Here is an 18,614-nt window from a genome sequence, read left to right as displayed (position 1 = left end):
GCTGGTCGGTCCCGGGCTCGGGCCCGGACGGCCCGGTCGCCCCGGTCCGCCCGGCGGCGCGCCGCGCGAAGGCGCTCGAGCGGATGAGCGTCATCGCCGGGGAGACGGCGGAGAGCCTCGGCGGGGGAGACCGGCCCCTGCAGGTCGAGATCCAGCACGCCGACGGCAGCCCCGACGCCCCCGACGTCGTCACCCTCACCGAGAAGCTCGTCGATCGGGGCCTGACGCCGACGTTCCGCACGCTCTCGCCGATCATCACCGCCCACGTCGGCCCCGGCGCCCTCGGCATCACGGTCCAGACCACCCCGTAGTCGGGGTGGCCGGGCGCCTGCTGGTCGGGGTGCGGCTGGCCTCGTGCGGCAGGCCGGTCTGGACTGCTCGCACGGTCGGTTGCGGCTCTGTTGGGGCCGGAGGGCTCAGGTAATGACGTGGGCCCTGGAAACCCAGGTGAGCCGGAAGACCAGTGTGCGCCAGTTGAGTCTGAGATGGACAAGGCAGCCTTGGCCATCTCAGAGCAGACTGGCGCAAAGTCGCGTCGAGCGCCGACGTGAGGTGTCGGACCGCGACTTCCCGCGCAGGACAAGCCGTTGCTCAACCGCCCTACCCCCGCCCGCCGAAAGCACTGGTGTCCCTCGCGGCCTGGTGGCTGCGGCACTGTTGGGGCCGGAGGGCTCAGGCAATGACGTGAGCCCTCGAAACCCAAGTGAGCCGGAAGGCCAGTGTGCGCCAGTTGAGTCTGAGATGGCCAAGGCTGCCTAGGCCATCTCAGAGCAGACTGGCGCAAAGTCGTGTCGGGCGTCCGCGTGAGGTGTCTGACCGCGGCTTCCCCGCACCGTCGCCGGACAATTCCCAGCCCGCCACGGACTCGGGTGCGGCCGGGTGTGGATGACGCGGCGACTCGTGTGCTGAGAGCCTGTGGACGCTCGCGCACTGTCCACAGGGCCGGCCGAATGCGTGGAGCCCGTGGCCGTGCCCGTCGTAGCGTGCGCGCATGGCTGTGTCCCCCGATGACAGGTTCGCCGGCCTCGTCAACGCGAGCGCCGAACGCGGCGGATGGGTTCCCGGCGACATCTACACCGCCGGCACCGAGGGCGAGGAGGAACCAGTCCCGCCGCGTCGCGTCCGCCTGCCCATACTCATCGCCCTCGCCGTGGCGACGACCGCCGTGCTCGTCCTGGCGTTCTACGTGTTCCGGCCGACGCAGACGCAGAGCCCGTCCGATCCGACCGCAGGAGGTGTCGTGTCGGAAGGATCATCCGCCGAGGCGGCCGACAGTCAAGGCGGCAGCGGAGAACCCGGGTCGGCTGAGGACAGCGCTGGACCCGGTGATCAGCCGGCGAACCAGCAGGTCGTCGCCCATGTCACGGGCGAAGTCGCCAACCCGTCCGTCGTCACGCTGCCCGGCGGCTCACGGGTCAGCGACGCCGTCGAGGCGGCTGGGGGACTGACCGGCGACGCCGACGCGGAAGCGGTCAACCTCGCCCGGCTCGTCGCCGACGGCGAGCAGATCCGCATCCCGGCAGTCGGCGAGACACCCGCTGGTCAGGCCCCGGGCGGACAGCCGCCGGGCCCTGCACCGGACGGCCAGTCCCCAGGAGGCCAGGGGCCTGGTGCGCCCACCGCCCCAGCACCTCCCGGCAGCGGGCCGGGTGCGGTGCCCGGTGGGAAGATCGACCTGAATACGGCGGACTCGGCGACCCTGGAGACCCTGCCCGGGGTCGGCCCCGTCACCGCCCAGGCGATCATCGCCCACCGCGAACAGACCCCGTTCACGAGTATCGAGGACCTCCTCCTCGTCAAGGGCATCGGCCCGAAGACCTTCGAGAGTCTCAAGGACCTTGTCACCGTCGGATGAGGAGGCCGCCGGAGCCGAGCGACCACAGCCCGGGCCGCAGACCCGGTGGGGAATCAGGCCGCGGACTGGACCGGAGCCTCGAACACACACTGCGCCGCACACCCGACGACAACCTCGGCCGCGGAGACGCGCCGCGGCGCGGCAGCGACGCGCGGCTGGGCCCCAGAAGCCTGGGCCCCAGCAGGCGGCGGACTGGGTGCGCAGGCAGACTCGCGCAGGCTGGCAGTGGGCGCGGACGACGGCCACGCTGTGGCCGTCATCGGTGCGCTTAGTCCTCTGCGCCGGCGGGCTCTGGGTACTCGCCCTCCTCGCACCTGGCCCCTGGGCGCTCGTGGGCGTCCCGGTCCTCATCGGACTCGGCTTCGTCGTCGTCCATCGCCGCCGGTTCCACCACCTCGGCGTCGGACTCGTCGTCTTCGCGTGCCTCGCCGCAGTCCAGATCTGCGTGCTCACTTCCGCGCGCGGTCCTGTGGAGAACACGGAGACGAACGGGATCGTCGTCGGGGCCTCGACGCCGGGTCCGTCGGGCTGGTCACGCCTCACTCTGCTCACCGGCGGTGGCTTCACCGAGGTGCTCGCCCCCGCCGTCCCGCCCGCCGGTGCGCACGTCGAGATGCGCACCGAGCGCCTCGACGACATCCGCATCACCCGAGACGAGCCCCGCGTGACGCGCGCACCGAACGCCGTGTGGAGGTGGCGGGCGGAGGTGCGCGCGACCCTGCGCGAGAACTCGCTCGCCGCAGGCACCAGCGGCGGTGCGCTGCTGCCCGGCCTCGTCGTCGGGGACACTGAGCCGCAGGATGCGCAGATGACCGATGACATGCGCGTCGTCTCCCTCACCCATCTGTCCGCGGTGTCGGGGACGAACGTGACGATCGTCAGCCTCGGCGCCGGCCTTCTCGCGGGGCATGCCGAGCGGGTCCGCGACCCGCGCCGCCGTCGGCGTGCTCACCTGCCTCGGCTACGTCTTCGTCGTCGGCTTCGAACCGAGCGCGATCCGCGCCGCCGGCATGGCAGTCGCCGTCGCCCTCGTCTTCCTCCGCGGCGGCGGGATCGCCCCGGTCGCCGTCATCGCGGCCACGGTCGCGCTCCTCCTCACCGGTGTGCCGGTGCTCGCCACCTCGGTGGGATTCGTCCTCTCGGTCATCTCGACGACGGTCATCATGTTCGTCGTCCCGCTCCTGCTGCGCAGACTCCTCGTCCGCTTTCCGCTCGCCCCGTCCGTGCTCGTCAGCGCGCTCGTCGTCCCGCTCGTCGCGCAGCTCGCGTGCACCCCGGTGCTCGTCGCCATCGATCCGCGCCTGGGCGGCTGGTCGGTGGTCGCGAACGCGCTGGCCTCTCCGGCCGTCCTCCCGGCGACGATCGCCGGGTTCGTGTCCCTGGTGACCGGCGGGATCGGCCTGCCCGGACTGCCGTGGATCGCCGAGTTCACTGCCTGGCTCGGTTCGCTGTGCGCCTGGTGGATCGTCGCCGTCGCGCGGGTCTGCGCCCGCTTGCCCGGGGCATCGCTCGCGTGGCCGGATCCACCGGTGGGGTCGCTGGTCGCCCTTGCGGTGCTCGCGCTCTTCACCGTCGGCGTCGTCCTGCTCATCCGCAAACGGCTCTGGGGCGCGCCGGTCGTCGTCCTCGCGATCGCTTTCGGGGCGGCGGTCGTCGTCGTGGGCAGTCCGCGTCCGCCTGCCCGGGATTGGCTCGTCCTCGTGTGCGACGTCGGACAGGGGTCGGCGACGGTGGTCAACCTCGGCGACGGTCGGGGCCTCGTCATCGATGCGGGGAAGGAGCCGGGGCCGATCGATGCGTGCCTCGACGACAGCGGGATCGCTGAGGTCGACCTCGCGATCTCCCATTTCGACGCCGACCACAGCGGCGGGGCGGCCGGCACCGCGTGGTCGCGGACGGTGGGTCAGGTGTGGGTGTCAGCCAACGTCATCGGCAGTCCCGACGTCGCGCAGCTCGTCCGGGACACCGGCGCCGAGGTGGTTCCCCTCGACCGCGGACGTCGCCTCGACATCGACGGAGTGGCCATCGAGGTGCTCTGGCCGCCCGGTGGGGGCACGGGCGTGCCGCCCAGCGGAAGGACGTCGGTCCCGCCTGCTGGGGCCGGCCCACCTGTTGAGGGCAGAGGCGGAACCGAGGGAGACGACGCGGGCGGGACCGGGCAGGGCAACGGCCGGTCCGAGTCCGGGCAGGGCAGCGGCGGGTCCGAGTCCGGGACGGCCGCGCGCAATGAGGACTCCCTCGTCTTCCGCATCGACGTCGGCGGGCTCACCGTCCTCATCCCCGGTGATGTCGGCGAGGAGGAGCAGTTCGTCCTCGCGCAGAGCCTGACGCCCACCGACGTGCTGCTCGCCCCGCACCACGGGTCCTCGGATCTCTCCGTCGACTTCTATCGGGCGGCTCGCGCGCAGCTCGGCATCGTCTCCGTGGGGGAGAACCGCTACGGACACCCGACTGACCGGTCTCTCCAAGCGTTCGGGCCGGTCAGGGTGCTGCGCACCGACGAGTGCGGGACGATTGCCCTCTACTCCGGGCCCCGCTTCAGCACGGCGCGCGGCTGCGTCAGTGCCGGCGGCGAGGACGACGACGGTCGTGTCCCGGGCGGACGATAGGCTGGGGGCATGGCAGCGAAGAAGACACTGATCCCCTGGAGTTCGGCGAAGCCCGCGCCCGTCGTCATGATCTCCGGCGGCGAATCGGTGCTCGTGCGGATGGCCAAGGATCGGATCGTCTCCGCGGCCCGGAAGAAGGACCCCGAGGAGGTCGAGTTCGACGCCGCCGCGTACCAGGGCGGAGAACTCGAGATGGCGGCCTCGCCGTCGCTGTTCTCGAGTGCGAAGCTCATTGTCGTCGACGCCGTCGAGAAGTGCTCCGAACCGTTTCTCGAGGACGCGGTGTCCTATCTCGACGAACCGAACGACGACGCCGTCGTCCTCTTGCTCCATGGCGGAGGCAACCGCGGTGCGAAGCTCGTGAAGAAGATCGACGCGGCCGGATTTCCGCGCATCGATGCCGCCGTGCTGAAGAACGAGAGCGACCGGGCGAAGTTCGCCCAGGCGCGCTTCAAGTCGGCGAAGCGGCAGATCGACGAATCCGGGATGGAAGCGCTCATGTCCGCCCTCGGTGCCGACCTCTCGGAGCTCAACGCCGGCGTCGACCAGCTCATCGAGGACACGGAGGGCACGATCACCAGCGCCGTCGTCGATCGCTACTACGGCGGCAGGGTCGAGGCGACCGGCTTCAAGGTCGCCGATGCCGCGGTCTCCGGCGATGCGAAGAGCGCGCTCAGCCTGCTCCGCCACGCGCTGTCGACGGGATCGGATCCGGTGCCGCTCGTGGCGGCCGTGGCGATGAAGCTGCGGGGCATGGCGAAGGTCCAGGGCTTCTCGGGATCGAGCGCGAGCTCGCCGCCGAACTGAAGATGGCGCCCTGGCAGGTCGACGGCCGGCGGGAGGTGCGGCGCTGGAACGAGGTCGCCCTCGGACAGTCCCTCATCGCGGCAGCCGAGGCGGACGAAGCCGTCAAAGGCGGCGGCCGCGACCCTGTCTACGCCGTCGAGACGTTCGTCTCCGAAGTGTGTCGGCTCGCCCGCGCCCGCTGAGCCCCCAGGCGGTGACCTGAGCGAACCCCGTCACGGTGTCCTGCGCGAACCCCGCTCCGGTGTCCTAGGCGAGTCCCCTTCCGGTGACCTGAGCGGACCTCGTCCCGGCGCCCGTTCCCGGACAAGCGAAGTTCCCGGGCAAGCGAAAGGGCCCGATCCGCAGTGCGGATCGGGCCCTTTCAGAAGCCATCAACTCAGAGAGCGTTGATCTGCTTGGCGAGCCTCGACTTGCGGTTCGCAGCGTTGTTCTTGTGCAGAACACCCTTCGACACAGCCTTGTCGAGCTTGCGGGCGGCCACAGCATAAGCCTGCTGTGCCTCGTCCTTGTTGCCGGCAGCAATGCTCTCACGGACGTCGCGAATGAGACCGCGGACCTCGTGCGCACCGACTTGTTGCGCAGACGAGCCTTCTCGTTGGTCTTGATCCGCTTCATCTGGGACTTGATATTAGCCAATTTCAACACTCTTTCGTGTTCGTACTACATGGTCGTGAGGGCACATCCGCACGAGCGCGTCATCTCCGCGGGGAAACACCTCGATGACATCGTGTCGGACGGCATCTTCACCCGACCTCGGCGAGACACACGCCTTGATGAAGACACAAGCACATATCCTACCAGGCGACCGCCCTCAGTCGAATTCGGCGGCGACGAGGGCGAAGACCTCACGCGACATCACCGCGCCCTCCCGGCGGATGCCGTTCGGATCGAGGCGGATGATGCGGTCGAGGCGCACCTCCGAGGGCCGGCCCTGCGAGTCCCAGTCACCGCTGCCGATGTTCATCCACCGCGCACCGCCGTCCGAGCGCACCTCGCCGATCCCGCCGGGGATGCGATCCTTGCTCGTGAGCATGAGGACGAGCACCCACTGCCCGTCCTTGCCGATGACGAGCGAGGGCCGATCCTTGCCCTGCGAATGATCCTCCTCGAACGGCACCCAGCCCCACACGACCTCACCGGGATCGGCGTCGCCGTCGAGATCGGGGGAGTAGGAGACCGTGACCGGTCCGCGGTAGTCACCGGGATAGCCGCCGGTGCGTGCGTTCGTCGTCCGTGCCCCGCCCGGCGCCGAGGCGGTTCCCCCGCCCGGACGCGACTGGCCCTGCGAGGACGGCCGGGGAGCAGGCCGGCCACCGGACTGCCCGCCCTGTGACCGCTTGCTCTGCGACTCCTTGAGGTACTTCATGCCCTCGCGGACACCGATCTTCACGGCACGATTGACGATTGATCTCCAGCTCATGCCACCCAGCCTAGTGGACGGCCTTGACAGCACTCTGTCGCCGAACGACGGACCGGCTTCCGGCACCAGCTGCGGCCGGGTGACCCCCTGAACCGGCGTGACACCCCAGTCTTCGTGCCGGCACCGGCAAGCGTCCGGCGGCAACGGGAGTCCGCAGTCCGCGCCTCATGCCCGGACGTCGCCGGTCCAGCGCAGGGTCGCCTCGACGGGGAAATGATCGGACGGGTACGTGCCGTCGACGTTGAAGGTGTCGATGCGGGTGGCCACGGTCTCCAGCCCCGGCGTCGTGAGGATCCAGTCGATGCGCGGCTCCCCGGCCTTGGGTCCCTTGTAGCGGTGGAACGTGCCGATGTCCTCCCCGGGCACCGCAGCGGCGGTGTCCGTGAGGCCGAGGTCCGTGACGAAGTAGTCGTAGACGGGGGCTCCGGTGGCGACGTTGAAGTCACCGGTGACGACGCAGGGGACGGCCACCTCGGCGATGGTCTCCGCCATGATCTTCGCGGACTCGAGCCGCGCGCGTTCGGACTTGTGGTCGAGGTGGGTGTTGAGCAGCCGCAGCGCCCGGCCGGTCTCGAGGTCCTTGAAGTCGACCGTCGTCAGGGTGCGGGCATGCGAGACGCCCCACGACTCCGAGGCGACGGTGTCCGGGGTCTCCGACAGCCAGCTGATGTCGACGTCTCGACCTCGAAGCGGGTGGAGTCGCAGATGATCGCCGTGAACTCTCCGGCATTGCCGCCCGAATGCCCCTCGCCGAGCCAGATGTACTCATCGGGGAGGAGTTCGATGAGGGTCTCGAGCTGGTCGAGCTCGCCCTCCTGGGTGCCGATGAGATGCGGATGGGCGGCGCGGATGAGCTCGGCGGCGACCGGCAGGCGCTCGGCGACGGGATGCCCGTCCATCGCCGGGTAGCGGAGATTGAAGCTCATAACGGTGAAGTCGCTCATGAGACCATCATCGCCGACGTCCGCGGCGAACGGAGGGAAATCCGCCGAGATTTCCCGGGCCCACCTCGGCGAACCGGGCGGGCCGACACCGGCGAACCGGGCAAGCTGAGCACGGCGAACTGGGCAATGCGACACCGGCGAACCGGGCAAGACTTCCCGCCTGCGCGGATTCCGGCCCGGGGACCAACTCGTGGAACAATGGAGGTTCGCACGAATTGAAGAAAGGGCGTTCATGTCACCTCAGGTGTCGCCACAAGCACTCCAGCGGATCACACCGTCCGCAACCTCACCCGAGTTGATCCGCAATTTCTGCATCATCGCCCACATCGACCACGGCAAGTCGACCCTGGCCGACCGGATGCTCCAGATCACCGGAGTCGTCCAGCCCCGCGACATGCGCGCGCAGTACCTCGACCGGATGGACATCGAACGCGAGCGCGGCATCACGATCAAATCGCAGGCCGTACGCATGCCCTGGGAGACCGAGGGCACCCCGTACGCGCTCAACATGATCGACACCCCCGGACACGTCGACTTCACGTACGAGGTCTCCCGGTCGCTGGCCGCCTGTGAGGGTGCGCTCCTCCTCGTCGACTCCGCGCAGGGCATCGAGGCCCAGACGCTCGCGAACCTCTACCTCGCGATGGAGAACGATCTCACGATCATCCCCGTCCTCAACAAGATCGACCTGCCCGCCGCGCAGCCGGACAAGTACGCCGAGGAGCTGGCGAACCTCATCGGCAGCGACCCGGCCGACGTCCTCCGCGTCTCCGGCAAGACCGGCGAAGGCGTCGAGGGCGTCCTCGACCGGATCATCACCGACATTCCCGCCCCCGTCGGCGACGCCGATGCTCCGGCCCGGGCGATGATCTTCGACTCCGTCTACGACACCTACCGCGGTGTCGTCACCTATGTCCGCGTCGTCGACGGCTCGCTCTCCCCGCGGGAGAAGGTGACGATGATGTCGACGGGCACGACCCACGAGCTCCTCGAGATCGGCGTGTCCTCCCCGGAGCCGATCGCGACGAAGGGACTCGGCGTCGGTGAGGTCGGCTACCTCATCACCGGCGTCAAGGACGTCCGCCAGTCGAAGGTCGGCGACACCGTGACCGCGACGAAGGCCCCCGCCGAGGCGCCCCTGGCCGGATACTCCGAACCCAAGCCGATGGTGTTCTCCGGTCTCTTCCCGATCGACGGCTCCGACTACCCGGCGCTGCGCGATGCCCTCGACAAGCTCAAGCTCAACGACGCCGCACTCGTCTACGAGCCCGAGACCTCGACCGCACTCGGCTTCGGCTTCCGCTGCGGGTTCCTCGGCCTGCTCCACCTCGAGATCGTTCGGGAGCGCCTCGAGCGCGAATTCGACCTCGACCTCATCTCGACCGCCCCGAGCGTGATCTACAACGTCACCCTCGAGGACCGTTCGGAGGTCGTCGTGACGAACCCGAGCGAGTTCCCGACCGGCAAGATCCGCGAGGTCCGCGAACCGATGGTGCGCGCGACCATCCTCACGCCGAGTGACTACATCGGCGCGGTCATGGAGCTGTGCCAGGATCGTCGCGGCAAGCTCCAGGGCATGGACTACCTGTCCTCGGACCGCGTGGAGATCCGCTACCGGCTGCCGCTGGCGGAGATCGTCTTCGACTTCTTCGACCAGCTCAAGTCCCGGACGAAGGGGTACGCCTCCCTCGACTACGCCGACGACGGTGAGGACGCAGCGGATCTCGTCAAGGTCGACATCCTCCTCCACGGCGACCAGGTCGACGCGTTCTCCGCGATCGTCCACCGCGACAAGGCCTACGGGTACGGGGTGCTCATGGCCGGCAAGCTGCGCGGACTCATTCCCCGCCAGCAGTTCGAGGTGCCGATCCAGGCCGCCATCGGCTCGCGCATCATCGCCCGCGAGACCATCCGCGCGATCCGCAAGGACGTGCTCTCGAAGTGCTACGGCGGCGACATCAGCCGCAAGCGCAAGCTGCTCGAGAAGCAGAAGGAGGGCAAGAAGCGGATGAAGATGGTCGGCAGCGTCGAGGTCCCGCAGGAGGCCTTCATCGCCGCCCTGTCCTCGGACGAGCCCGACAAGAAGGACGCCAAGAAGTAAGTGCCGGCACAACCGCTCGGTGAGATCCCGCCGCTCGACGGTTCCCTTCCCGCCTCGGCGGGGACCGGGACCGACACGCGGCTGAGCCTCTACGTCCACGTCCCGTACTGCCGGGTCCGGTGCGGGTACTGCGACTTCAACACCTACACCGCAGACGAGCTCGGACCGGGCGCGAACCGCGAGGACTACCGCGCGATGATCGCCCGTGAGCTCGATCTCTCGACCCGGGTCCTCGCCGAGGCGGGGGCCGGTGACCGTGAGGTCGGGACGATCTTCTTCGGCGGGGGCACCCCGACGCTCCTGCCCGCCGAGGTGCTCGCCGGGGTGATGGACGACATCCGCGCCCGCTACCGGCTGGCCCCCGACGTCGAGGTGACGACCGAGGCGAACCCCGACACGCTCGACCCCGGCTACATCGACACGCTCGCGACGGCCGGCTTCACCCGGATGTCGGTGGGCATGCAGTCGGCGGTGCCGCACGTGCTCGCCACGCTCGACCGCACGCATGATCCGAAGAAGATCCCCGAGGTCACCCGGTGGATCAAGGACGCGGACCTCGAACTCAGCCTCGACCTCATCTACGGCACTCCGGGCGAGTCGATCGCGGACTGGAGGACCTCCCTCGAGGCCGCGCTCGAGGGCGACGTCGACCACATCTCCGCGTACTCGCTCATCGTCGAACCCGGCACGAAGATGGGAGTGATGGTCCGTCGAGGGCAGCTGCCGATGCCCGACGAGGACGATCTCGCCGACAAGTACGAGATCGCCGATGCCGCCATGGCCTCCGCGGGCCTGAACTGGTACGAGGTGAGCAACTGGTCGACGTCGGAGGCGACCCGCTGCGACCACAACATGGCGTATTGGCGCAATGCCGACTGGTGGGGTTTCGGACCGGGGGCGCATTCGCACATCGGGGGAGTGCGGTTCTGGAACGCGAAGCACCCGCGAGCCTGGTCCGACCGGCTGCGCGCCGGTGACTCGCCGGCGATCGGCCGGGAAGTGCTCTCGGCGTCGACGCGGGAGATCGAACGGATCATGCTCGCCGCCCGCATCGACTCCGAGCTGCCGCTCGAAACGCTGGCCCCCGGCAGCGACGCCGCGATCAGGACCTTCGTCAAGCAGGGGCTTCTCGACGCCGAGGCGGTCGAGAGCGGCCGCTTCTCACCGACCCTGCAGGGCCGGCTCATGGCCGACTACATGGTCCGCGTCCTCACGGAGTTCGTGGACTGAGGCCGGCAAGGCAGGCTCGCGGTGCCGACGTCCTGCTACGCTGACTACAGATATGGTGGCATCCCTCGCGGAAGCTCATTGTCCCGCGGGCGTGCACTGGGGGAATCTCGCCGGGGAGGTGGCCGATGCCCAGTTCCGATCCGTACGAAGAGCCGTCTGGCCTGCCCCCGTTCCCACAGAGTGCCGAGCGCCCCTCGGATTCCCGATCCGAAGTGCAGCCCACACGGTCACCGGCGCCGCGAGTGGAGATCTCACGGTCCGGCGAGGGGGAGAATGAGCATCGCGACGACCGGCATCTCCCTCCGTCGCTCCCGCACCCACACTCTGCTCGGTCGCAGCGCCCGACTGTGGCACAGGGGATCGGTCGGGTGAGCGGCGACGTCAAGAACGTCGCGGTGCGTGCCACGGGCACAATGAGCCACTCAGCGCTGTGGACGAAGGGGCGCAGAGCTGCGGGACGTGCGTCGGCGACGGCTCTGTCCGGAGGCCGCGTGGCATGGGAGGCATCGACGGCGGCTGTCCACGCCTACACGACGGCGTCCTCCCTTCATGCAGATCGCACCGGTCGCAAGCGCCGACCGTGGGAAGTGCTCGCTGCAGCGATCCTCGGGTTGATCGCCCCGCTGTTCATTGCGCTGGCAGTCATCGTCATGGCCGTCACCGGTGGCAGGACGCTGAGAGCGGCGGGTTTCGCGCTGCGGCAGGTGGGCGGCAGCACCGGAGCAGAGGCGGTCACCGCCGTCGGTGACATGTCGACCGCCCTGGCCAATGCGCTTGTGGTGGTGGGCATCATCGTCGGGCTCATCGTCGTCGTGGCCTTCGTCGTCTATGCCTGGCGACTTCTCGTGGGGCGCGGCCGCGCGCGGTGGATCGCCCTCGCTGCACTCATCGTGTCTCTGTTCGTCCTCACACCGCTCAGCCCGATCCTCGTCACGGGTTTTCAGCTGTTCGGTGTCACCAGTCTCGTCTTCGCTTTTCTGCCGCGATCCTCGGCGTGGTTTGCCCACCGCCGGCGCGGCACGCGCTGGGCTGCGCGATGAACGACGACGCCGCCGTGCCTCAGCACGGCGGCCCGTCTCGGTTGACTGTCAGTGTCTGACTGTCAGTGTCGGAGTCGATCGGCTCGGGAGCCGGTCACTCTCACTTGACGAAGGGGATCGTCATCGGGATCTTGTAGCACTCGCCCTTGTTCGCGGCCATCGCGGCGATGATCTGGAAGACGATGGCACAGATCCAGACGGCGATGTAGAGGAAATAGCCGACGATGACGAACATGAGGAGTCCGCTGACGAAGTACGCGATGAGGATCGTGAGCTGGAAGTTCAGGGACTGACGAGCGGTCTCGCGGACGAAGGGGGACTCGTCCTTCTTCACGAGGAACATGATGAGCGGCAGCAGCCAGCCGAGGAAGATCGCTCCGACATCAGTCCACAGCGCCGTCGTCCGCTCGGACTCGTTGGCATTCCAGAAGCGCTCGGAGCCGGGTCCGTAGGCGGCCTCGGGGAGGTTGGCAGAATTGAACATCGCGGGATTGCCCTGCTGGATCCCGTAACCGGGCTGCTGCCCGCCGTAGCCCTGTCCGCTGTAGCCCTGCTGCGAACCGTACTGCTGCTGGCTGCCGTAGTTCTGGCCGCCATAGCTCTGCGGCTGGCTCCCGTACTGATTCTGCTGCGAGCCGTAGTTCTGCTGCGACCCGTACTGCTGTCCGCCGTTGTTCGGCTGCGACCCGTACTGGTTCTGCTGCGAGCCGTACTGGTTGGGCTGGCTGTAGGGCTGCTGGGGTCCCGACGCCTGGGAGTAGTCGGGCGGCATCGGGCGGGACTGGTGCTGATCGCCGTTCGGCGGCTGCGGGGAATTCGACATGACGGGTCCTTTCGAGAAGCTTCTGCCCCCTTACCCTAATCGACCTGCCTCGCCCGGACGTGGGAATGGTGTTCCAAATCCATCACAAACGCCCGCGCGGACGCTGGCCGCAGCCTGTCCGTGCACCGGCCCCGCAGCGAACGCAGTCCCCGGAGCGACCGCAGTCCACACACCGCCTCGGAGCGAAACGTCAGTCCACGGTGACGAAGTCGATGAGCTCCTCGACCCGGCCCGAGAGCGTCGGCTCGACGTCGGCGATCGTCGTCACCGACTTGAGTATCCGCACCCAGCCGGCGGCGACGTCCCTGTGGTCGGCGTGCGGCCAGCCGATGCGGCGCAGGATCCCGGTCTTCCAATCCTCGCCGCGCGGCACGGTCGGCCATGCGTCGATGCCGACGACCCGCGGCTTGACCGCCTGCCAGATGTCGACGTAGGGGTGACCGATGATGTGGACGACCTCGGCGTAACGGGGATCGGCGCGGACCGCCTCGGCGATCTTCGACTCCTTGGTGCCCTTCACCAGGTGGTCGGCGAGGATGCCGACGCGGTGCTGCCGGTCGGGACCGAAGGCCTCGAGCTTGTCGGCGACGTCGTCGAGCCCGCCGAGCGGTTCGACGACGACGCCCTCGATGCGCAGGTCATCGCCCCAGATCTTCTCGACGAGCTCGGCGTCGTGCTTGCCCTCGACCCAGATCCGCGACCCCCTGGCCACCCGCGCCTTCGCATCGGCGACGGCCCGCGACCCCGAGGCGGTGCGACCGGGCGCCTGCGGCTTCCGTTTGGGCAGCCGCAGATCGACGGGCTCGCCTTCGAAGAGGAATCCCGGACCCAGAGGGAACGCCCGGCGCCCGCCGCGGCGATCCTCGAGGGTGACGACGACGCCGCTCGCGGTCTTCTCCGCCCCGATGACCGCCCCGACGAACCCGCTCATCGCGTCTTCGAGGACCATGCCGAGGCCGACCTCGACGGGGCGGGACTTCTTCGGGCGGTGCGAGGACGGCGAGGATCCCGAGAGGACATCCGAGCCGTAGCGATCAAAGGCATTCACGGTGCCCCAGCCTAGTGAATCGCCCCCGGCGCGGCCGGGCTGACACGCAGGCCGGGTGCCGACGGCCGCCGCGGAATCCGCGCGCCCCGGCGGGAGGAGGGGGCGGACGTGAAATCACGGATCAAGAGGCGTAGAATTGGCACTCTGAGTATTCGAGTGCCAAATCCGGGGAGGAGACGAATGAACGACAGCAGGCGCGCGCAGGTGCTGCGGGCAATCGTCGAAGACTTCGTGGCCACGAACGAACCCGTCGGATCGAAGGCGATCGTCCAGCGCCACACCCTCGGCGTCTCACCGGCGACGATCCGCAACGACATGGCCCAACTCGAGGCCGAGGGCTACATCGCCCAGCCCCACACCTCGGCCGGTCGCATCCCCACCGACCTCGGCTACCGCATGTTCGTCGACCGCATCGACGAGTTCAAGCCCCTCAGCCACGCCGAGCGCCGCGCGATCCTCCAGGTCGTCGACGGCGACGTCGACCTCGACGGGATGCTCGACCGCACGGTCCGCGTCCTCGCCGGACTCACCCACCAGGTCGCGCTCATCCAGTACCCGATGGTCTCGCAGGCGCGCATCAAGCACATCGAGGTCGTCGGGCTCGCCCCCGGCCGCATCCTCGTCGTCCTCATCACCGATGCAGGCCAGGTCGAGCAGAAGATCGTGACGAGCGCCGAGGCGGTCGATGACGCCGATCTGCAGCGGTTCCGCGAGCGGATCAACTCCGAATTCGCCGGTGCCAAGCTCTCCCGCGTAGACGTCCGCGGGGCCGACCACGGCGCCGAGGTGGGCGCGACGGCGGCCGCGACCGGACCCGATGACGAGGCGGGCAGTCCCGTCCTCGATCGCATCCGCGACGCTGTCATCGACCTCGTCGCGGCGACCCGCGAGGAGCGCATCATCATGGCCGGCACTGCGAACCTCGCGCGCTCCGGCTCCGAGTTCGGCGAGCAGATGGCCCCGATCCTCGAGGCCTTCGAGGAGCAGGTCGTGCTGCTCCGGCTGCTCACCTCGATGGCCGAGGACCACGCGGAGATCAGCGTGCGCATCGGCCGTGAGAACACTCACGAGTCCTTCAGCTCGACATCCGTCGTCGCCGCCGAATATGGTCATCTGGCGGGATCCTCGGCCCGCCTGGCCGTCCTCGGTCCCACGCGCATGGACTATCCGACGACGATCTCGGCCGTGCGAGCCGTTGCCAAATACGTCTCCTCCGCCCTCGACCAGGGGTAGGCCCGCCGGCAGCCCGGGCGCGACCCACCCACCTCACACGCACACACCACCACCAGGGAAAGAGAAGTTTCTGTGGCCGATCACTACGAAGCACTCGGAGTGTCGAAGGACGCTTCGGCGGCTGAGATCAAGAAGTCCTATCTCAAGCTGGCCCGCAAGTACCACCCCGACGTCAACCCCGGATACGACGAGGAGTTCAAGTCGATCTCGCTTGCCTACGAGGTCCTCTCCGATCCGGACAAGCGCCGCAACTACGACATGGGCGGCGGCGACAACGGGCAGGGCTTCCCGGCCGGCGGCTTCGGCGGCTTCGGCGACATCTTCGAGACGTTCTTCGGCGGCGGGGGAGGCTCCGCCGGCGGTCCGATCCCGCGCATGCAGCGCGGCAAGGACGCCCTCGTCGGCGTCAACATCGACCTGCAGACCGCGGCCTTCGGCGGCACCGTCGACCTCGACGTCACCACTGCCGTCGTCTGCGAGACCTGCCACGGCGCCGGCACCCAGGACGGCACCTCCGTCGAGACCTGTTCGCTGTGCCACGGCTCCGGCAGCATCCAGCGGATGACCCGGACCCTGCTGGGACAGATGGTGACGAACCAGACGTGCAACCAGTGCCACGGCTACGGCACCGTCATCCCGCACCCCTGCCTCAACTGCCAGGGCGACGGCCGCGTGCGCAAGCAGCGGACGATGAAGATCCGCATCCCCGCCGGCGTCTCCGACGGCACCCGCATCCAGCTGTCGGCCCAGGGCGAGGTCGGCCCCGGCGGCGGACCCGCCGGTGACCTCTTCGTCGAGGTCATGGTCGCCCGCCACGAGGTGTTCCGCCGCGACGGCGACAACCTCCGCGCCGCCGTGTCCGTCCCGATGACCGCCGCCGCACTGGGCGCCCGGATCCCGTTCGAGACCTTCGACGGCGTCCAGGACCTCGACATCGAACCCGGCACGCAGTCGGGCACCGTCGTCAAGCTCCCGGGCCTCGGCGCGACCCGCCTGCGCACCGAGACCCGCGGCGACCTCCTCATCACCGTCGACGTCGTCACCCCCGACAAGATCGACGATGAGCAGAAGGAGCTGCTCGCCCAGCTCGCGAAGCTGCGCGGCGAGGAGACCCCGCGGGCCCAGATCACGACGGAGTCCCGCGGCATGTTCTCCCGCATGCGTGAGAAGTTCGCCGGTCGGTGAGTCTCCCGGTCTTCCATTCGCCCCAGGCCGCCGAGGCGGTCGCCGGTCGCGCGCTCACCCTCGGTGAGGACGTGGCCGGGCACGCCGTGCGGGTCCGCCGCATCGGTCCCGGCGAGGAGATCGACGTCGTCGACGGGCACGGGACGCGGGCCCGGGGAACCGTGGCGACCGCCTCGGCGACGGAGCTCACCCTCGACGTCACCGAGGTGGCCGCCACCCCGGAGGCCACGCCCCGTCTCGTCCTCGTCCAGGCCCTCGCGAAGCGACCGCGACCTCCAGGCCATCGAAGCGGCCACGGAGATCGGGGTCGACGAGATCATCCCGTGGGCAGCCGACCGCTCGATCGCCGATTGGCCGGCGAAGAAGCAGGCGAAGATGGCGGCGAAATGGGAGAACCTCCTCACCGCCGCCTCCCTGCAGTCGCGGCGCTCCCGCTTCCCCGTGCTCACCGAGCTGGCCCGCGGTGCCGAACTCCTCACCCGCCTCGGCGAGGGGACCGCACCGGAGGGCGAACCGCCTGCCGATGCGATCTTCGTCCTCCACGAGACCGCGGAGCTCAGGCTCTCGACGGCACTGGCCGACCTCGACACCGCGGCGACGGCGCGGATCGTCCTCATCGTCGGACCCGAAGGCGGGATCAGCGACCGGGAGCTCGCCTCGCTATCCGGAATCGGGGCCACCCCCGTCCTCCTCGGCGACACCGTCCTGCGGTCCTCCTCGGCGGGACCGGCGGGACTCGTGCTCGCACAGAATTCCCTGGGCCGCTGGTGAGATACCGGACTACGATGGGAATGCACCCTGCTGCGCTCCGACCGCGGAGCGCCCGATCAACGAAGGACTGTTCTGGACACCTCCACTGACGCCACGACCACCACCGCCTCGGAGACCGTGCGTCTCGTCATCCCCGAATCGATCGACCTCGTCGAATTCTTCGGACCCGGGGAGGCCAACCTCCGGGCGCTCGAGAAGGTCTACCCCGAGCTCGACCTCCACCTGCGCGCCAACCAGCTCCAGGCCGCCGGCGACCCGGACCAGGTGAGCGCGTTCGTCTCCGTCATCGGCGAACTCAAGAAGCTCCACCAGTCGGGCCACCGCATCGACGAGGAGACGATCGAGCGGGTCGCCTCGTTCTCCTCCGAGGGCAAGGCCGCCTCGGCGGTGATGGGCACGAACATCCTCTCGACCCGGGGCAAGTCGATCCGGCCGAAGACGATGGGCCAGCACGACTACGTCAAGGCGATCCGGAACAACACGATCACCTTCGGCATCGGCCCCGCCGGCACGGGCAAGACGTATCTCGCGATGGCGATGGCCGTCAACGCCCTGCAGAACAAGGACGTCTCCCGGATCATCCTCACCCGCCCCGCCGTCGAGGCTGGTGAGCGCCTCGGCTTCCTGCCGGGCACGCTGGGGGAGAAGATCGACCCCTACGTCCGTCCCCTCTACGACGCCCTCCACGACATGGTCGACCCCGAATCGATCCCGCTGCTCATCGAGTCCGGCACGATCGAGGTCGCGCCCCTGGCCTACATGCGCGGTCGCACCCTCAACGACGCCTTCATCGTCCTCGACGAGGCGCAGAACACGACGGGGGAGCAGATGAAGATGTTCCTCACCCGCCTCGGCTTCGGCTCGCGGATGGTCGTCACCGGCGACGTCTCGCAGATCGACCTGCCGGGGAACACGAAGAGCGGGCTCAAGGTCGTGCAGAAGATCCTCGCCGGCATCGACGACCTCGCGTTCTGCCAGCTCGGCAGCAAGGACGTCGTGCGGCATTCGCTCGTGACGAAGATCGTCGACGCCTACGACCTGTGGGGGAACTCGAAGTGAACACGGAGATCGCGAACGAGACCGACGCCGAGGTCGACCTCGACGAGGTCGTGGCGCTCACCGAATACCTCGGCGAGGCCCTCCACATGCACCCCGGTGCGGAACTGTCGGTGACGATGGTCGACGAGCCGGCGATGGCCGAGCTCCACGTCACGTGGATGGACCTCGAGGGTCCCACCGACGTCATGTCCTTCCCCATGGACCAGCTCAGCCGCGGCCGCGCCGACGCCCCGACGGAAGGCCAGATGGGCGACATCATCATCTGCCCGGCCGTCGCCGCGAAGCAGGCGGCGACCGCTGGGCACTCGACGATGGACGAGATCCTCCTCCTCACCGTCCACGGCTTCCTCCACCTCCTCGGCTACGACCACGGGGAGCCTGACGAGCGCGAGGAGATGTTCGCCCTCCAGCGCCACCTGCTGCTGACGTTCTTCGCCGCCCGCTACGACGGGCGGACGGACATCCCCGCGCCCACCGAGGTCTGACGCC

18 protein-coding genes and 3 pseudogenes are annotated in these 18,614 nt (G+C 69.0%); 14 read left to right on the top strand and 7 right to left on the bottom strand.

Annotation, left to right across the window (positions count from 1 at the left end; genetic code table 11):
• Together AC2W7K_RS15260 and AC2W7K_RS15255 are read left to right on the top strand one after the other, a co-directional pair.
• Nucleotides 1-311: pseudogene (locus AC2W7K_RS15260) on the top strand (DegV family protein); the annotation flags it as partial.
• 680 nt (nt 312-991) lie between these two features.
• A complete protein-coding gene (locus tag AC2W7K_RS15255; RefSeq protein WP_198498928.1) occupies nt 992-1,855 on the top strand; it encodes a ComEA family DNA-binding protein in 864 nt (287 codons plus the stop codon).
• Nucleotides 1,856-2,387: 532 nt separating this feature from the next.
• Here AC2W7K_RS15255 and AC2W7K_RS15250 read toward each other — a convergent pair.
• Nucleotides 2,388-2,765: a hypothetical protein gene (locus AC2W7K_RS15250; protein WP_486006354.1), complete on the bottom strand. Its 378-nt coding sequence runs from the start codon at nt 2,763-2,765 to the stop codon at nt 2,388-2,390.
• Between AC2W7K_RS15250 and AC2W7K_RS15245 the strand changes: the two genes are divergently transcribed.
• Genes AC2W7K_RS15245 through AC2W7K_RS15235 form a run of 3 tightly spaced genes read left to right on the top strand, consistent with a single transcriptional unit; the run spans nt 2,764 to nt 5,453 of the window.
• Nucleotides 2,764-4,464, top strand: coding sequence for a ComEC/Rec2 family competence protein (locus tag AC2W7K_RS15245; RefSeq protein ID WP_486006353.1), 1,701 nt, complete (start codon nt 2,764-2,766; stop codon nt 4,462-4,464). The genes AC2W7K_RS15250 and AC2W7K_RS15245 overlap by 2 nt on opposite strands.
• A gap of 9 nt (nt 4,465-4,473) precedes the next feature.
• Nucleotides 4,474-5,271: a DNA polymerase III subunit delta gene (gene holA / locus AC2W7K_RS15240; RefSeq protein WP_486006352.1), complete on the top strand. Its 798-nt coding sequence runs from the start codon at nt 4,474-4,476 to the stop codon at nt 5,269-5,271.
• Nucleotides 5,272-5,273: 2 nt separating this feature from the next.
• Entirely contained in the window at nt 5,274-5,453 is a 180-nt protein-coding gene (locus AC2W7K_RS15235) for a hypothetical protein (RefSeq protein WP_486006351.1), read from the top strand.
• A gap of 194 nt (nt 5,454-5,647) precedes the next feature.
• Here the strand turns inward: AC2W7K_RS15235 and rpsT are convergent.
• The 4 genes and pseudogenes from rpsT to AC2W7K_RS15215 all read right to left on the bottom strand — a co-directional run bounded on the left by rpsT (nt 5,648) and on the right by AC2W7K_RS15215 (nt 7,635).
• Nucleotides 5,648-5,907: pseudogene (rpsT, locus tag AC2W7K_RS15230) on the bottom strand (30S ribosomal protein S20).
• Between the two features lie 175 nt (nt 5,908-6,082).
• Entirely contained in the window at nt 6,083-6,691 is a 609-nt protein-coding gene (locus AC2W7K_RS15225; protein WP_198498925.1) for a type II toxin-antitoxin system PemK/MazF family toxin, read from the bottom strand.
• Nucleotides 6,692-6,856: 165 nt separating this feature from the next.
• Entirely contained in the window at nt 6,857-7,183 is a 327-nt protein-coding gene (locus AC2W7K_RS15220) for an endonuclease/exonuclease/phosphatase family protein (RefSeq protein ID WP_486006350.1), read from the bottom strand.
• Nucleotides 7,184-7,287: 104 nt separating this feature from the next.
• On the bottom strand, nt 7,288-7,635 hold the full coding sequence (locus tag AC2W7K_RS15215; protein ID WP_486006349.1) for an exonuclease/endonuclease/phosphatase family protein: 348 nt from the start codon (nt 7,633-7,635) through the stop codon (nt 7,288-7,290).
• Between the two features lie 232 nt (nt 7,636-7,867).
• Here AC2W7K_RS15215 and lepA point away from each other — a divergent pair, with 232 nt between their 5' ends.
• From lepA to AC2W7K_RS15200, 3 genes are all read left to right on the top strand, one after another.
• Nucleotides 7,868-9,736 (top strand): translation elongation factor 4, encoded by a 1,869-nt coding sequence (gene lepA / locus AC2W7K_RS15210; protein ID WP_232623613.1) that lies wholly within the window; start codon nt 7,868-7,870, stop codon nt 9,734-9,736.
• Nucleotides 9,737-10,966 carry a radical SAM family heme chaperone HemW gene (hemW, locus tag AC2W7K_RS15205; RefSeq protein ID WP_198498923.1) on the top strand — a complete coding sequence of 410 codons (1,230 nt, stop codon included), beginning with the start codon at nt 9,737-9,739 and terminating at the stop codon, nt 10,964-10,966.
• A gap of 587 nt (nt 10,967-11,553) precedes the next feature.
• Nucleotides 11,554-12,006: a hypothetical protein gene (locus tag AC2W7K_RS15200; RefSeq protein ID WP_198498922.1), complete on the top strand. Its 453-nt coding sequence runs from the start codon at nt 11,554-11,556 to the stop codon at nt 12,004-12,006.
• Between the two features lie 100 nt (nt 12,007-12,106).
• On the opposite strand, the gene AC2W7K_RS15195 is transcribed toward AC2W7K_RS15200, so the two are convergent.
• A complete protein-coding gene (locus AC2W7K_RS15195; protein WP_198498921.1) occupies nt 12,107-12,829 on the bottom strand; it encodes a DUF4870 domain-containing protein in 723 nt (240 codons plus the stop codon).
• Between the two features lie 190 nt (nt 12,830-13,019).
• Nucleotides 13,020-13,877 (bottom strand): DUF3097 domain-containing protein, encoded by an 858-nt coding sequence (locus AC2W7K_RS15190; protein ID WP_198498920.1) that lies wholly within the window; start codon nt 13,875-13,877, stop codon nt 13,020-13,022.
• A gap of 180 nt (nt 13,878-14,057) precedes the next feature.
• On the opposite strand from AC2W7K_RS15190, the gene hrcA reads away from it, so the two are divergent.
• The 6 genes and pseudogenes from hrcA to ybeY all read left to right on the top strand — a co-directional run bounded on the left by hrcA (nt 14,058) and on the right by ybeY (nt 18,610).
• Complete coding sequence (gene hrcA, locus AC2W7K_RS15185) at nt 14,058-15,110, top strand: heat-inducible transcriptional repressor HrcA (RefSeq protein WP_198498919.1); 1,053 nt, start codon at nt 14,058-14,060, stop codon at nt 15,108-15,110.
• Nucleotides 15,111-15,182: 72 nt separating this feature from the next.
• On the top strand, nt 15,183-16,295 hold the full coding sequence (dnaJ, locus tag AC2W7K_RS15180; RefSeq protein ID WP_137823923.1) for a molecular chaperone DnaJ: 1,113 nt from the start codon (nt 15,183-15,185) through the stop codon (nt 16,293-16,295).
• Nucleotides 16,292-16,432 (top strand): annotated as a pseudogene (locus tag AC2W7K_RS15175) (RNA methyltransferase PUA domain-containing protein); the annotation flags it as partial. The gene dnaJ and the pseudogene AC2W7K_RS15175, both read left to right, overlap by 4 nt.
• Nucleotides 16,433-16,577: 145 nt before the next feature.
• A complete protein-coding gene (locus AC2W7K_RS15170; protein WP_486006355.1) occupies nt 16,578-17,066 on the top strand; it encodes an RsmE family RNA methyltransferase in 489 nt (162 codons plus the stop codon).
• Between the two features lie 117 nt (nt 17,067-17,183).
• Entirely contained in the window at nt 17,184-18,125 is a 942-nt protein-coding gene (locus tag AC2W7K_RS15165; RefSeq protein ID WP_232623612.1) for a PhoH family protein, read from the top strand.
• A complete protein-coding gene (ybeY, locus tag AC2W7K_RS15160) occupies nt 18,122-18,610 on the top strand; it encodes an rRNA maturation RNase YbeY (RefSeq protein ID WP_198498917.1) in 489 nt (162 codons plus the stop codon). Before AC2W7K_RS15165 ends, ybeY begins: the two co-directional genes overlap by 4 nt.
• The last annotated feature ends 4 nt before the right edge of the window (nt 18,611-18,614 follow it).

The sequence above is a fragment of the Brevibacterium sp. LAARM2_SD2 genome, from assembly GCF_057364785.1.
The sequence above is the reverse complement of the archived record's forward strand: the minus strand, read 5'-3'. Positions and strand labels throughout refer to the sequence as shown.